Source organism: Herpetosiphon geysericola (assembly GCF_001306135.1).
GTDB classification, from domain to species: domain Bacteria; phylum Chloroflexota; class Chloroflexia; order Chloroflexales; family Herpetosiphonaceae; genus Herpetosiphon; species Herpetosiphon geysericola.
Genome location: NZ_LGKP01000042.1, coordinates 133,491 through 147,704, shown reverse-complemented (window position 1 = coordinate 147,704; position 14,214 = coordinate 133,491). Strand labels below are relative to the sequence as shown.

At 48.0% G+C, this 14,214-nt stretch carries 12 protein-coding genes; 5 read left to right on the top strand and 7 right to left on the bottom strand.

What is annotated here, in order from left to right; translation table 11 throughout:
- Window positions 1-3,242, bottom strand: a 3,242-nt coding sequence (locus SE18_RS25895; protein ID WP_152976774.1) for a protein kinase domain-containing protein, incomplete at its 3' end; no start/stop codon positions are given.
- Window positions 3,243-3,473: 231 nt separating this feature from the next.
- Here SE18_RS25895 and SE18_RS25890 point away from each other — a divergent pair.
- Window positions 3,474-4,040: an FHA domain-containing protein gene (locus tag SE18_RS25890; RefSeq protein ID WP_054537281.1), complete on the top strand. Its 567-nt coding sequence runs from the start codon at window positions 3,474-3,476 to the stop codon at window positions 4,038-4,040.
- Window positions 4,041-4,592: 552 nt separating this feature from the next.
- Here the strand turns inward: SE18_RS25890 and SE18_RS25885 are convergent.
- The 3 genes from SE18_RS25885 to SE18_RS27660 all read right to left on the bottom strand — a co-directional run bounded on the left by SE18_RS25885 (window position 4,593) and on the right by SE18_RS27660 (window position 5,781).
- On the bottom strand, window positions 4,593-5,144 hold the full coding sequence (locus SE18_RS25885; RefSeq protein ID WP_054537280.1) for a hypothetical protein: 552 nt from the start codon (window positions 5,142-5,144) through the stop codon (window positions 4,593-4,595).
- 168 nt (window positions 5,145-5,312) lie between these two features.
- Window positions 5,313-5,597 (bottom strand): YbeD family protein, encoded by a 285-nt coding sequence (locus SE18_RS25880; RefSeq protein ID WP_054537279.1) that lies wholly within the window; start codon window positions 5,595-5,597, stop codon window positions 5,313-5,315.
- Window positions 5,598-5,637: 40 nt separating this feature from the next.
- Entirely contained in the window at window positions 5,638-5,781 is a 144-nt protein-coding gene (locus SE18_RS27660; RefSeq protein WP_160319556.1) for a hypothetical protein, read from the bottom strand.
- 620 nt (window positions 5,782-6,401) lie between these two features.
- Between SE18_RS27660 and SE18_RS25875 the strand changes: the two genes are divergently transcribed.
- Together SE18_RS25875 and SE18_RS25870 are read left to right on the top strand one after the other, a co-directional pair.
- Window positions 6,402-6,656 carry a hypothetical protein gene (locus SE18_RS25875; RefSeq protein ID WP_054537278.1) on the top strand — a complete coding sequence of 85 codons (255 nt, stop codon included), beginning with the start codon at window positions 6,402-6,404 and terminating at the stop codon, window positions 6,654-6,656.
- A 13-nt stretch (window positions 6,657-6,669) separates the two neighbouring features.
- Window positions 6,670-7,377, top strand: coding sequence for a hypothetical protein (locus SE18_RS25870; RefSeq protein WP_054537277.1), 708 nt, complete (start codon window positions 6,670-6,672; stop codon window positions 7,375-7,377).
- Window positions 7,378-7,420: 43 nt separating this feature from the next.
- Here the strand turns inward: SE18_RS25870 and SE18_RS25865 are convergent, their stop codons facing one another.
- The gene (locus SE18_RS25865; protein ID WP_054537276.1) at window positions 7,421-8,326 is read right to left on the bottom strand and encodes an IS982 family transposase; all 906 of its coding nucleotides are present in this window, start codon (window positions 8,324-8,326) and stop codon (window positions 7,421-7,423) included.
- 205 nt (window positions 8,327-8,531) lie between these two features.
- Here SE18_RS25865 and SE18_RS25860 point away from each other — a divergent pair, with 205 nt between their 5' ends.
- Window positions 8,532-9,335, top strand: a complete 804-nt coding sequence (locus SE18_RS25860; RefSeq protein WP_152976773.1) for a hypothetical protein — start codon at window positions 8,532-8,534, stop codon at window positions 9,333-9,335.
- Window positions 9,336-9,536: 201 nt separating this feature from the next.
- Here the strand turns inward: SE18_RS25860 and SE18_RS25855 are convergent, their stop codons facing one another.
- A complete protein-coding gene (locus SE18_RS25855) occupies window positions 9,537-9,851 on the bottom strand; it encodes a hypothetical protein (protein WP_054537378.1) in 315 nt (104 codons plus the stop codon).
- Window positions 9,852-11,269: 1,418 nt separating this feature from the next.
- Here SE18_RS25855 and SE18_RS25845 point away from each other — a divergent pair.
- Window positions 11,270-11,818, top strand: coding sequence for a hypothetical protein (locus tag SE18_RS25845; protein ID WP_054537376.1), 549 nt, complete (start codon window positions 11,270-11,272; stop codon window positions 11,816-11,818).
- 698 nt (window positions 11,819-12,516) lie between these two features.
- Here SE18_RS25845 and SE18_RS25835 read toward each other — a convergent pair.
- Window positions 12,517-14,202, bottom strand: coding sequence for an ISL3 family transposase (locus tag SE18_RS25835; protein ID WP_152976772.1), 1,686 nt, complete (start codon window positions 14,200-14,202; stop codon window positions 12,517-12,519).
- Between the last annotated feature and the right edge of the window lie 12 nt (window positions 14,203-14,214).

Below are 14,214 nucleotides of genomic sequence, written 5' to 3'. Positions count from 1 at the left end.
GCTGCCTGTTCGAGGTGTATCAAAGCGGTTTGGAGTTCTCCTCGTTTTGTCAGTAAGACACCCATGCCCAAGTGGGCCTGAGGAATTTGATCATCAAGGTCTAAAGCCAACGTTAAGTCCTCATGGGCTTTATCAAGTTCGTCAACGAACGTCCATATACTACCGCGAAGCGCAAGCGCAGGAGCATGCCGTGGTTCGATCTGAAGAGCTTGAATGACGGCTTGAAAGGCTCCGTCAAAATCATCGCACTGCATCAGCAATGTGGCGTGTAGCACAAGGACATCGGGGATCTGGGAGTCTATTGACAGCGCACGTTCGGTATCGCGCAGCGCTTCATGTGGGCGTTGGTATACGCCGCCATATAAGAGAGCCCGTTGCGAGAGCAAGAGTATCGAGTAAGTCCCCTGCGCTATTGGTATGATTCTGTCGATATATTGAAGTCCCTGATTGATTTGTTGAAGGGCCTCGCCATAGCGCTGCTCCTGTACGTAGCAAACGGCGCGGTTATAGGCTAACTGTACAGCGAAGATAGGCTGTGGGTTTGGTATAAGCTCCATGAATGTGTCAAGGTCGGCGTTTGCTTCTTCTAATCGGCCCAGCGCGATTTGGACTCCGGCGCGAACGAGATAGGCTGGCGCAAAGAGAGTCATCTGCGCGATGGCTGTATCGCAATCGGCTAGAGCGCCCTCTATGTTTCCTTGCATCAAAGCGATGGACGCGCGGCCGACATATGCGGGTACAAGATCGGACTCGAGTTGGACAGCCCGATCATAATCCGCTTGAGCGACGACTATGCGCCGCTCAAGCATAGCACAGTCAGCCCGAATGCTGTAGGCATACCCCGACTCCGGATTTGCTTCAATCGCCAATTCGGCATCAGCCACCGCATTCTGGAGATCGCCAAGTGAGAGGTGAAGGTTTGATCGATACGCATATGCATTGGAGGGCGCTTCGTTGTAAGCGATTGCCTGGGTAAAATCCTCAAGTGCCGCTTCATATCGCCCCAGTTCGATGTGGACCATACCCCGTAATTCGTAGGCCAGGCCAGCTCGGGGATCTAAACGTAGAGCGCTATTGGCATCCCGCAGCGCTTCGTCTAATCCTGTTTGACTGCCGAAATTGTGCGAAAAGCCGCGCTGTTGATAGGCGAGGTGCTGAATGCGCGTCAGATGCGCTTGGTTATCGGGAAATTCCTGACTGAGCGACAGGCATTCGGTGATAGCCTCGGCAAAGCGGGTGTGTTTAATCAGGATGATTAGATAGAGGCGATGGATATTGAAATCGCTCCGTTCCAGGGTACGGGCGCGCTCAAGAAGCGTTATAACCTCCTCGTTGTAATCAATCGTAGCGAGCAATGTGCTCTTGAGCCAAAGCAGGTTGGTGTTCCAAGGGTCGAGCATAAGCGCCTGATGCGCTTCTTGGATTGCCTGATCGAGCTGTTTTCGGCTTTCATAATACTTCGCCCGCCAAACATAGTCGTCCACATTGCGCCCAAAGGTCAGCGGATCGTAACCGGCACTGGTGCGTGCATCAAGCTCGCGTTCGCGTTGCGAGGCCTGTTCCCACCAAGCAATCCATCCCGTAGAGTTGTCAGCGCTTAGCCCGTAACGCGTTGGCCAGCGTTGCTGGTTGGCTCTTCGCTGAATGTCCGCGTATTGGAAGGAATTCTCGTCAAGTGCGAAAACACGATCAAGATCTTCCTGTGCATCCTCAAATCGTTCTAGATCAAGCAAGATGTCAGCTCGTTGCAAGAGCAGCCCGGTTGACATGGGATAGCGACTCAATCCCTCGCTGACCAATTGTAGAGCGTAGTCCGGAGAAGAGCGCCAACGCCAGCATCGGATGAAAATCGGCATGAGGACTGGATTGAAATCAAAAATCGCCTGATTAAGTGCGACAGCACACTGAATATCGTTAATGATTCGTTCGATCATATCATCGGGCGGTGGTGGCGTATCACTGGCAAGATTCAGCGTGCCGTGGTAGCTCGCCATGATGATCGCCCGTCCAGCCCAAGCATCAGCTAACTGGCTGTCAAGTGTGAGTGCCCGATTGATACATTCAAGGGCATAAGCGTAACTCGAATCATCCTCCGGAACGGTTACCATCGCTTTGAACATCCAAAACCGCGCGTCGTGCGGATCAGTGGCCAGTAGTTGATCGATGTATGTGTTTCTTACTTGTTGCGCCTCTTCACCATCCGCTTCAAACAGCATCACGATCTTCAAATACTGGCCTTCTTTATAATGTGGATGGGCATCCAACAGAGCATTGCAAAGCTCCCACGCATCACTCCCATAGCCGAGTGTGAAGAATGAAAACGCCTTTAGCAAAAGAAGTTGAGGCGGGACTTCGTATGCAGGGGGTTGCGCAAGGACAATTGATCGGGTTCGTGCCAGATATGCCAGCGCTGCTTGCGCTTCATCCCATCCTCGATACCGATCCTCCGGATTGCTGGCTAAGCACCGTTTGATCCATGCTCTCAAATCCGAGGGCACACGCCAGTCGATATCGGCGGGGATATAGCCTGTGCTATGAAGCTTGGCCAAATCCGCAAGCGCTTGTGAGATGACTTGTGGACTCGACTCTTGCCCTGGACGCACGACAGGAAAGGCTAGGCGGCCTGTCAGTAGCTCGTAGGTGATAGCGCCTAAGGCGAAGATATCGCTGCGGGCATCGAGCGGGGTGCCACGCACCTGCTCCGGGGACATATAAGGGATGGAGCCTGCTTGCGGATTGGAGAGCGCTTGGACAAGACCAAAATCGGATATACGCATGGTACCACTTGAATCAACGAGAATATTGCTTGGTTTTAAGTCGCAGTGCACGAGATCTGGCATTTGGCGCGTGACGAATATCATAGCAGTGATTATTTGCCAACAAGCCACGACGGCTTCGTTGTTATTAAGTTGACCACGCTCTTGCAGAAGCGTGTCTAGGCTAAAAGACCGTTGATCGGAATCGACTATGGCCTCGGACAAAATGTACGGTTGTTCGCCTACCATCAGAAACCCTAAAGCCGGGACAATGTAGGGATGGAAGCCTAATCTTAACCAAACCAGAGCTTCCTTGCGAAACATATTGCGCCTATTGGTATCCCACGCCACTGTATTATTGAAGGTTTTGAGTGCTACGGTTCCCAGACCGACTTTGCAGAGGTAGACAATCCCCTGTCCGCCTTTCAAAACCTGAAAAACATGATATTCTCCTAGAATAATATCGCCGACCTGATATTCGATCATGACTGCTCCCTTCGCAAACTCGTTCTGCCAAAGAATGGATGGAACTTTTAGTGGGGAGAGATTGATAGCAACGTGACCTATTGAGGTAATATATCACTTGCAAACGGCCGAGGCTAGGCAACAGAACTTACGATATGATGAGAGTCGTTGCAGTCGTTCGCGATTTTCGCTTATGACAAAGATGCAATTAACCAACACTGTAACGACAGGTTGCTCTGTAAGGAGGGTTTTATGGCTAAGTCGTATGCACAAATTTTGACTAAAGACCTCCGGGAAATCCTGAACATCCATCGGAGAAATCTAGGTATGCTTGAAATTCAAGCCTCTCAAGTTGGGATTCACATCTCCACGGAGTTAAATAATAGTATTTATCGCGAACAGCAAGCGATTGAATCAATTATGGCTGAGTTCGAGTTGCGCCAAGCAGAACCTATAGCGATGGCTGAAATTAATGCCAACGCTCCATATGCCTACTTGTCCTTGATGAAGGATAATCAACGCTTAAGTACGCACGGACTTGCGTTTGATTATGTGACAATTGGGCGATCTCAATGTGCCATTATCATTGCGCAAACGTACGGTATGGTGAGTAATCTTCACTGCGCAATAATCAGGCAAGGCCGACGTATGTTTATTCAAGATCTTGAAAGTCGGAGGGGAACATATCTCAACGATGATAAAATACAAGATCGCCTTCAATTGAAGGTTGGCGATCAAATCAGCTTGGGACCGAACCAAAATACTGAATCAGCGGTTTTATTATTTCACCAATATGAAAAGGTCATTCCAACAAAATAGCTTTTTCGCAGAGGTTATCGACCGCTAATGATCCAGGCAATGATGTACCTGATAAACTCATGCGACCCTTCGTCAATACCCATGACCGTTATTTAGTGATGGGCAGAATGGTAGAGTAACTGATTAGCATTCCCGTGCGCTTGGTTGTTCGCCAAGGTCAAGCCAATGCTTTGAAAGGCTTGCGTGAGTCGGATAGCGCTGCGCTGGCAGGGAGTTGGAAGTGTCGCGTTCAATGAAAATCTATTGAGGACACGTCCCATGCGACAGCGAAACCGCCGCACCTGAAGGCATGTTCTCATCATTGTGCAGCTTAACAACGTTTGTACTTTATTGGTGCGGGTATTGGGACATCGCTCAGAGTGGGTGTAAGATTACAGATTGCGTCCGCCAGATCCAATTGGGTTAATGGGGTACAAAAGCTATTTGACGATTTTATTACGGGGTTCAACATAACTGAGATTATGGTGGACATTCATACGGAGGGGCCAAATAGCTCTTATACCCCAAAAGAATATACTGATTCCTTCTCGGTGCTTGTTTCTATTTTAGACTTTAAGATTGTGATTGGAGTGATATCATATAATCAACATACGCAAACCCATGCGCCGTAATATCGTAGGTAGGAGTTCCTTTTCTGGTTCGACTAGCCACCAGAAGACCTTCGCGTGCGAGCGCGTTTAAATCACCGTGGTAAACAGGAATTTTTCGTTTAGCAAAGCCAGGGTGATGAATATAATCTGGCCCTTCATTTACCTGCAGCAGGGTGACAGGCTGGCGCTCGAACCGTGGCAATGATCGTTGTGCTTGGGCAATATGCGCCAATAATGCACGTTGTTCGTCCTCAAGTAAGATAAGTTGATACAATTGCCGACCGACTGTTTTCTGAGGATTGATGGGTTGTGGTAACTCGCCGCGCCGATCAAATTCAGCATGAAGTTCTTTTAAGATTAATTGTTCGTTTTTGATCTCATTCTGCGTGAGTAGCGGCACGGCAGCCGAGCCATACTGTGCCGCCTGTTTTTCAAGCAGTGCGAGGTTAAAACGATGAATATCCCATAATTCCGAGAGATTGGCGAGCGGGAGATAGCCATAGGATTCCTTCATGGATATAACTCCTTATAAAATAGATGAGTTGAGAATACTGACTCTTCAACTCATCAATCTTCTCAGTTTATTCCACTAGCATACAAGACGATGGATTGGCATTAAATTCTCTTAAGAATAGGGGCTGATTTGTGGGACAAATCAGTACCCTAACATCCAAAAAAAGACTTAATCCAGCGGCAAATCTAAGTGTTCCCAGTGCAGATTGTCGAACGCCATTTCAATCGATTCATCAGGATTGCCCGCAGCGCTACGCCCATCATCCGCAGTTGCAAAACAGGCATAGCGATAGTGCGGATTTGCCCGTGTACCATTATCAAGGATTTGAACGGTAACGCGTTGCACCCGTCCATCCGTTGCATTTCTCACGATTTCAAACGTTTCTACGACTCTCGCTACCTCACGTACACCATCGATCTTGGCTAATTCGGTAAATAGCGCATCAATTTGCATCTTATCCTCCTTTTACAGTTTAAGAGTTTTCTTATAGGGCTTACGAACGAATCACCTGATCCTCAATGATTGCCTCGATATAATCATAGGCTTCAACCTCGGTACCTTCAAGCACAATTTCGTTACCGTTGAGTACATACCATATACCAATGGGCGTATCAAAATTGGTTGATTCATTCGCCATATACTTAAGCCGTAATCCAACAGTGGCTGCACGATCATGAATTGTGGTTATATAGTCGCTTACCTGCTCACTCCACGCTTCGAGATCACCCGGTTTGAGTGTGAGTGTGGATGGATAGGCAAGGAGCGTACTTGGTGGCGTGCTATGCTTCGGCTTTCGGGAGTGTCGGTTAGCTGGCATCAGTATCCTCATTGATGTGTCTCGTTCTCCTCTTCATAAAGCTATCATAACATAGAAGTACATGTTTTAATCATACAAAGGTGGGTATTTTGACGGCCGTCAAAATACCCACCTTTGTATGCAATATCTTACCAATGATGATTAATCATGCACAATAGATGGACAGGAGGATCTGAATCAAAATCTATAGGTTTAAAACGTTATAGTCCAGTCTCACTATCTGACACACATCGCTAATTTGTGATGAAACTTGATACATTCAGCATGGGGAAATCTCAGTATTTGTGACGGCCTACAATAGCAGTGATTTTCTGGTTGTAGAGAAAAATTAGATCTTAACTACTTCATTATCGAAAGATACGGATGTATTGTATTATAGAAATAGAAAGTCAATACGATGAATATAATCTTCAATGGATTAAGAATAGAGGTTAGCCCAAATGAATGAAATAGAAAAAGAGATCGAATCCCTTCTAACGCAGCGCAGCACGCATAATGATAATTTACGATATCTTAATGAGGTTAAGGCTCAATATGGGATTAATATTCCAATCGAAATACGTAATTCAATTAATGGTATACAAAAGGAAATAGATTCTATCGACGAAAAACTTATAAGACTTAATCACCTTCCTGAATCATTATTTTCTATTAATATTCTTGAGAGAATAGAAAAAAATAGAACGCGTCATTGAAAATATCCAAAACGTGTTTAATCAATATATTAAACCTTCGGACTTTACTTGGGGTGAGCAATGGTATCATTATGATGATGAGAAAATAATTCTGCGAGATAATACTACTTATTTTTATAAAGATTTAATTCAAACTGAAAGAAGATTTGAAGTTGCATTAGTAAATTCGCTCGATACCATACATATGGTACTGTATATTCATAATTTTACAAGAAGTTTCACCAATCGAATCTATGAAAATACTAGTGATTGGGACCAAAAGAAATTTTACTTATTTACTATGAAGAGTACAATACCTGTCTTTTCATCACCAGATAATCAAATTGTCTATGAAAAACCGGTATTTTCATTAAATAATAGGTTTATTGCCTATAGCTTCGCATCCGATTTCTCCCCATCCTCTATTCCAGGTACGTATATCATTGATAATGAAGGCAAAGCGCCAGACCATAATCTAATAAATACGGTAGATTGGAAAGAAAGTATTGCAATTTTTGATATTTATTCACAGACGATAAGAATTCTTTGTACAGAGACGTGTGAGAATGGCTATGCAAAATGGGCTGAGGCAAGAAATTTCTTAAATATCCGATTTGTTAATAACGATAGTGCCTTATTTTGTGTAACTGGAACTCGAAGAGGACTTGAAAAAACATGGTACATCCCATTAGATGGGAGTGAGATAAAACAAGAAATGAATCCTTTCTGGGATGAACAATGATCATAGACTACCTGATTGAATAGATCTATACGCCTGATGTGAGTTAGACTTCTTTGATCACGGTAAAGGTGAGGACATCAATGCCAAATCGCGCACGCAACACGGCCTTCACGACGAGATGCGTCACCTTACTGGCAATGCGCGTTACCAAGCCTTCCACCGTTTTGGCCAACAAGCGCTCACTGTTCCGTCCCGTGTTTTGCAGTTCATGAAACGTCCCTTCGATCCGTTCGCGGATCGACCCGAGCAGGGAATCAAATGGCGCAGGATTCTGCCGTTGGTTGTGGCGTTTGGCCGTCCAGATGCGATTATCGGTGGTGGCTCGGACTTCCTGATGCCACTGTTCACCGAGAAATCCTTTATCCGCCCACACGTCGGCATTGGTGATCTGGTCCAGAATTTCGTCCGCAGCGGCGCGCTCATCGGTATGGGCCGGTACAAGGTCATAGGCCACCGGAATGCCATCGAGGGTCGTGAGCATCACCAGTTTATACCCAAAATACGGTAATTTTCGGCTGGCACAATAGCCATAACTCGCGCTTCCAGCGAAATCGCTGCGGGTTTTCGGACGCGTATAGCCCATGACCGGAATCGGTTTGGTATCAAGGATGACCTGTGGGCCGTCCACCATGGCCCATGACGCGAGCCATGAGCGACGTACGGGTTCGAGCAGACCACACAGTCGGCGGGCATGGCGATTAAATTGACTTTGGTGCGGCAGGGTTGGAAATAGATCGCCATGCGTTGACCGGAGAAATCCTAAGAAGCCGCGTTCGCTGGGAAAGGGTACCAGATCCATTGCCAACAAAATGGTGAGCACCTCGCTTGGCGCGAGGGCGGGAGCCGGCCCTGGGGCAGCTGCCTTGGGAGAACGGTTGGTTGATTGATACCAATCATCAACCAGCACATACAGCATGGTCATCACATCAGAAAATGGTATACTAGGCATGGACGGAACTCCTGTTGATGGTTGGTAAGCACATCCATCGTCGGACTTCCGTCTTTCTTTGTCAAGCGTTTCTTTCGTCATAACTCACATCAGGCGTATCTATGATATATCCATCGAAATCTTAAATAAAGCAATTTATGAAATACCTTAAATAGCATCACCAATAATGTATACTATTCATACTGTACTAGGGAGTATTCTTAACGTGAGTAATAGTAGGCTTTTAGTTCAATTGAAACAAGAACTTGAGTCAACGCAATCCGGTAGCTGGCATGAGGTAGATGCTTGGATTGCGAAGGCAACGCCCATAATTCAACGCTATTATCCTCATGATTTGGTATATTTTCAACGTATTGCCGTTGCCCCACCAAGACTTGTATTACCCCGCGTTGGAGGATTACGGAGCCCATTTAAGAATGATGCATCCCTCGCTTTTGATGCGTCAAATGATGAGGCGACAGCAAGTGAACAAATAACAAATTATAAGCGCATTGACCATACAAAAAACAAGATTTTGAATTTTTTGGATGGTCTCATAGTTTTAGATACTAACAGCATAATACAAGGAGACGATGGTATGAATGAGCTTGAGGGGCTTGCCAATCCGATTTTGATGCAAGGTGTTACGTTTCTTTTTAACGAAGTTAAGGAAATTTTGGCGGAGCGGCGTAAATCACGCGCTGACCGTAAAGAGCCTGATGATACGCCGGTTCCTAGTACGGGACTCCAAACAGTCGAAGAAGTTCTCAACTTAAAACCGAAAGAAGTAAGGCTTAATGATATTAACGAGGAAATAAAACATTGTATTAATATGATTGAGCAGTATCGAAAAAATCAACGCTATGCAGAGGCTGCTATCCAACAATTCGGAAATATCTTTCAGGCTCCTCCTATAAAGCGTAGTGAACTTGAAGATGCTGAGAAAAGTATCCAAGAATATGCACAGCGACTAAAAAATACTATTGAAAAAGTATATGGTCATAAGATCTCTATTGTTGGGCTATTATAGTAAGTTTCCAAATCTACCTGAAAAAATTAAATAGAATATGGAGTTAAACGCAGATTGGGGTGCGGCAACGATTCCTGTTTCTTACGGTCATGTGTCGATGCATGACTGCTTATACTGATGAGCGGGCAGCATGGTGCACAAATTTGGCCAATCGATGTCTGCTCATTCTCTTCGATCTCCAGTCTGGATTAATGCTCATTTCTACGCATTATGGAATATGGCGTTTAAAAACACGAATCGTTTCCCTATCCCAATTACGCCGCGACTCGGGAGTTGGCCAAGTTGAAACTCAGCCCCACCGATGCGTTGCAACTGATCGGCGGTAAACAGGCCGTCATCAGGAATGCCTGCACCATGATTCTTGAGGTTAATGACGCAACGAACGCGCGGGGAAAGGGTCTTGCCGACCTCATTGAGGAGGGTCGCTAACAGCCCATAGTACCATGTCTCTTGCACGGCTGCGCCAGATGACTGAATATCGCGCAGCTCACGGAGGTACGTTTCAAATGGTTGCATATCAGCATTCTCACAGTTAAGCACCCGAGAAAAGAAGAAAGACCAACAACGATGGGAGCACTACGGCGGTAGATGCTCAACCTGCGAAAGTGGGAGAAGGTACCCTCGTTGTTGTATGACATTCATCTATCCTCCACCTTCTATTAAACTCCCAACTAAATGCAAGTCTATCATGCTCGCTACACACCGTCGAATAATGGTGATTGTCATCATCCAATGCCCATGTCACTGCGAGCGACATGCCTAACGTCAGACACAGCAGAATCTCTTGGCTGCAGGGTTTAGCCAAATAATGTCTTGTTGGCTAAACCCTGCGGATTCGTTCTACATGCTCGACTACTACGCCGGCTCCATCCCTCTTAGTCTGCTTACATTGATCCCAAAACACAACCATGATACTATCGCATTCGTATATTTTATGTCACTTTGATCGCTTGATAGCCGTTTTTTATCGCCGCTCTCTGGCCATTTGTTGGTCTTCGGCACTAACAGTAGCGTGCAATACGAAGTATGAGGTTATAGCATGGGCAAGAAATCAAAGATAGGAACATGTGTTTATTGTGGGGAGACGCGAGAACTTACACGAGAACACGTCGTCCCACGCTGCTTGTTTGCAGGCAATAAACCTAATAATCCAGTCATAGTTCCGGTTTGCTTTAATTGTAATAATAAAAAATCGCAATCCGATGATTATTTGCGGGATTATCTTGTTTTAGATAGAACATCTCGGCAAAGTCCGACGGCAATAGTAATACAGAATACTACCTTCCTTCGATCCGCGAGAAAGAATAAATCACAGTTGGCTCGGGATGCAAAAAATAATGGAAAGTGGATATCAACTATTCCACAATCAGAATCGTTATTTCTTGCCGAGAATCTATATGAATTCCCTGTAGACGAGAAACGTCTATTCACAACTCTATCGATGATTGTTAGAGGCCTGTATGCGTACCTATTTAAGACTCACCTCGCTATCGACAGTCGCTTTGATATACATCGTATAAATGATATTCATAGAAGCGACATGTGGAATGGCTTTCAGAGTCTTGGTGCCTCAGGCCCCTACAGCGTAGGATTGGGCGTATTTCACTGCTTAGTAGCAGCAAATGAGGAGAATATACAAGAGACCTGTTGGCTCCTAGCATTCTATCGAAGCATAATATTTGAGGCTCAGACGAACTCATCATTGGAGATTGTCGCAACGGCATGAGGTCGAATACGGCAGATCACATGGATTCCGAGGGAGTTCGGAGTAAAGAACGAAGTTGAGGACAGCACCTTAACTTAATGACCATGATTGTTGCTTGGAGAATCAAAACGGCCACGAAGCGACGATAAAAAACGGCCATCAAGCGATCAAAGTTACAACTTTAGAAGGAAAATGTAGGATTTACGACCAGCTAGTTACAGGGTTATATATGGATAAAGACACTGTAAATATACTCACGACCGCCGCGACAACGATTGTGGATCGCATCGCCACGCTTGAAGCAACGATTCCGATTCAGCTCGATGCTCGCTATCAACGGCATGGACGCAAACGCACCGATAAAGTCCAAGGAAATGCCATCAATCGCAAAAAGGCGCAAGCCGAACTCGCCTTGCTCGCCCTGCATCTTGCGACCGCAGCCATCGACGATAGCACTGAAATCGCACATCTCGTAGACCAGGTGAACCAAGCGCATCGCACACTCGCCACCATTAAACAGCTGGGTTTGGGGTGGTTAGATCTTCGCTATGTGAAACGGCCACGGATCGTTCTGGTCAAGGATGAGGCAACGGGAAAGGTGGAAACACAACTCGAATACCGCTCATTTGGCCCCTATTGCTACTACCGCTGGGTGGAGGGGCAACGCCAGCGCTCCCTCTACCTCGGAAAAGAAGGCGATCTCAAGGTGTGGCGCATGCGACTTATGGCGATAGGGGTCGATCTCGATCAATTACTCCCGCCAGAACCAGCGATGTAGCATCCGGACCTAAACCAAGCCGATGAGGGATAGGGCAACGATTCGTTCTTTTAAGGGACATAGTCCATAATGCATAAAAGTAACGGATAATCACCCTCGATTATGCATCGAAAATGATGAGCAGATAGCAAATTTTGCCGTTTTGGTTAGCATTAGCAGACATCGATCGGCCAAATATGTGCATTATGGTGTCCGCTCATCGTTATGAGCAGACATATATCGACAAATGGCCCCCAAAAACAGCAATCGTTGCCACACCCCATATTGACCCCGATCGCCTCAGTTTTGTCACCGCCGTCGCGGAAGTTCAGGCTGCCGTGCGGGAATTTCAGCAGACCGACCCGATCGATCATGGTCGCTTGTATGAACGGATGGTCGCGGAATTCCGACCACCCTGCTCCCACAGCGTCGCCTACGAATCTATCCACGCATGGTTCGGCAACGCAGGACAAAAATTCCCCGGAAAGGACCAGAGGATCGTGGATGGTGTCTCCCCAATGGACGCTTTGCGACGGCGATCTGTTTGGTTGGGCTGGATGGACAGGCTAGGCCAAAGCAAGCCCCTATATCAACCGATTCAGTGGTTGCAGAAGCCATAAAATGCTTATTTGACTGGCATTGGGGTTTACCCCTAATCACACTTAGCCAAGACCCCCCGGCTCTGGAACATTCTCGGTGCAACGGCTGTTGATGATCGGTTATGGAGGTGCTGTCGCTGGCGGCTGAGCGATCAGGCGGATGCGAAGCAGTGCGAGGCTGGCACGGCCATAGGCCTGCCGTTTGAGCAGCTTCAAGCGATGAATCTGCCCTTCGACTGGACCGTTGCTCCATGGCCCTGCAATTCCGGCGCGAACGGCGGCTTCGTCCTGACGCAACCGCTGCGCAAAGCGGTGAAGATGGCCCGTTGTGGTCGTGATCGCCGCCGTAATCCATGCCGTGAGCGCAGCGGCTTCATTGGCCCGAATCATGGCCAGAAACTGCTCACTGAGCGTGATCAGTGTGGCACAGTCGGGGTCTGCCGCCGCAACCGCATCCAAAAATGCCTGTTGGTTGGCCGTGCGACGCATGGGCGCGAGCAGCACCCACTGCGCGGTGTGTCCGGCGGAGGGAATCCGTCCGTTATTCAAGGCATAGGTTGGGTGAATCATGGGTCGTGGTTTGGTTTTTTGACACCCCATGAATGCCAGATACCGCGTTACTACCGTCTCAGCACCCGTAAAGCCTTGCGCCCGAATCATCCGCCACAACTGACGGGGACTCTGGCATCCTGCGCTCCATTGCTGCAAGAGGAATGCTTTATAGGGGTCAAGCGTTGTGCGGCGGCGTGGTTGCACCCAATCGGGTGGCGTTTCCATGGCGAGATAGCGATAGACGGTCGCGCGCGTGGTTGAGACCATCTTGGCGATGCTCACAATGTCGGCTCCGGTGGCACGGAGCGTATGAATCTGCGCATGCAGGGCACAGAGTACGGCATGACGCTCACGCCGCGCCGCGATATCGGCTTCCAGCATGGGGGCATCTGGCCCATGGCGACCCGTTCGGGTCAATGCCCCCACGAACGGATCGATCAAGGGCACATCTGCAGCCGATTCGGGTGGCGTACATGCCGCCCGGAGCACTGCGCGCTTGCTGAGCAAGGCAGCTTCGAGAGCTTCGCCGTAATTCTTAATGAGATGCCAACGATCAACCACCTGGGTTGCCGTCGGCAGCGCGGCGGTAATGGCAGCAGCAAATCCGCCACCGCGATCACGACTGACGATCTGAATCGATGGATACTGGCGCAGCCATGTGACAATGGTGCTTTGTGCTTGGTCGGGGAGAAGATCGAGCACCCGATTGGTGTGTAAATCCACAACGATACAGCCATAGGCGGTGCGTTTGCGCCAGGCCCATTCGTCAATGCCGATGGCGGTTGGGGTGGTGATGGGCGGAATGGGCAGCTGATGAATACGGCGGAGCATGGTGGTATGGCTCGTCGGCATGCCGAGTGTTTGGGCAACGCGTGCGCCTGGTCGTCCACCGAGGGCAAGGCCCATGGTTTGAAAGGCATGGGCGAGCCGGATCGTGCTCCGTTGGTGAGGAGCCATAAGCGCGGGAAGGCGCTCGGCAAAAATCTGCTGGTGACAGCCGTGATTGCGGCAGCGGAAGCGCCGCACGGTGAGCTGAAGCGTCACCGATGTCGTACCCACGGTGCGATCCGCAAGGCGGCGGCGATAGCGACTATGCACTGACGACGATGGGGTAGCACAGCTCGGACACGATGCGACGAGGGTGGTGCAATGGGCCGTGATCTGACAATCCTGCGCCTGCATCGTGATCGTATCAATCAGTATCCCACTATCGCCGACCACGAGTGATTGAAGCGTGGTTTGGAGTTCATCCATACGCCAAGCATA

Bases quoted from the DNA above. Each gene is read 5' to 3' on its own strand.
- SE18_RS25890 (WP_054537281.1), top strand. From the start codon at position 3,474: ATGGCTAAGTCGTATGCACAAATTTTGACTAAAGACCTCCGGGAAATC.
- SE18_RS25880 (WP_054537279.1), bottom strand. From the start codon at position 5,597: ATGCAAATTGATGCGCTATTTACCGAATTAGCCAAGATCGATGGTGTA.
- SE18_RS27660 (WP_160319556.1), bottom strand. From the start codon at position 5,781: ATGGCGAATGAATCAACCAATTTTGATACGCCCATTGGTATATGGTAT.
- SE18_RS25865 (WP_054537276.1), bottom strand. From the start codon at position 8,326: ATGCCTAGTATACCATTTTCTGATGTGATGACCATGCTGTATGTGCTG.
- SE18_RS25875 (WP_054537278.1), top strand. From the start codon at position 6,402: ATGAATGAAATAGAAAAAGAGATCGAATCCCTTCTAACGCAGCGCAGC.
- SE18_RS25835 (WP_152976772.1), bottom strand. From the start codon at position 14,202: ATGGATGAACTCCAAACCACGCTTCAATCACTCGTGGTCGGCGATAGT.
- SE18_RS25885 (WP_054537280.1), bottom strand. From the start codon at position 5,144: ATGAAGGAATCCTATGGCTATCTCCCGCTCGCCAATCTCTCGGAATTA.
- SE18_RS25855 (WP_054537378.1), bottom strand. From the start codon at position 9,851: ATGCAACCATTTGAAACGTACCTCCGTGAGCTGCGCGATATTCAGTCA.
- SE18_RS25845 (WP_054537376.1), top strand. From the start codon at position 11,270: ATGGATAAAGACACTGTAAATATACTCACGACCGCCGCGACAACGATT.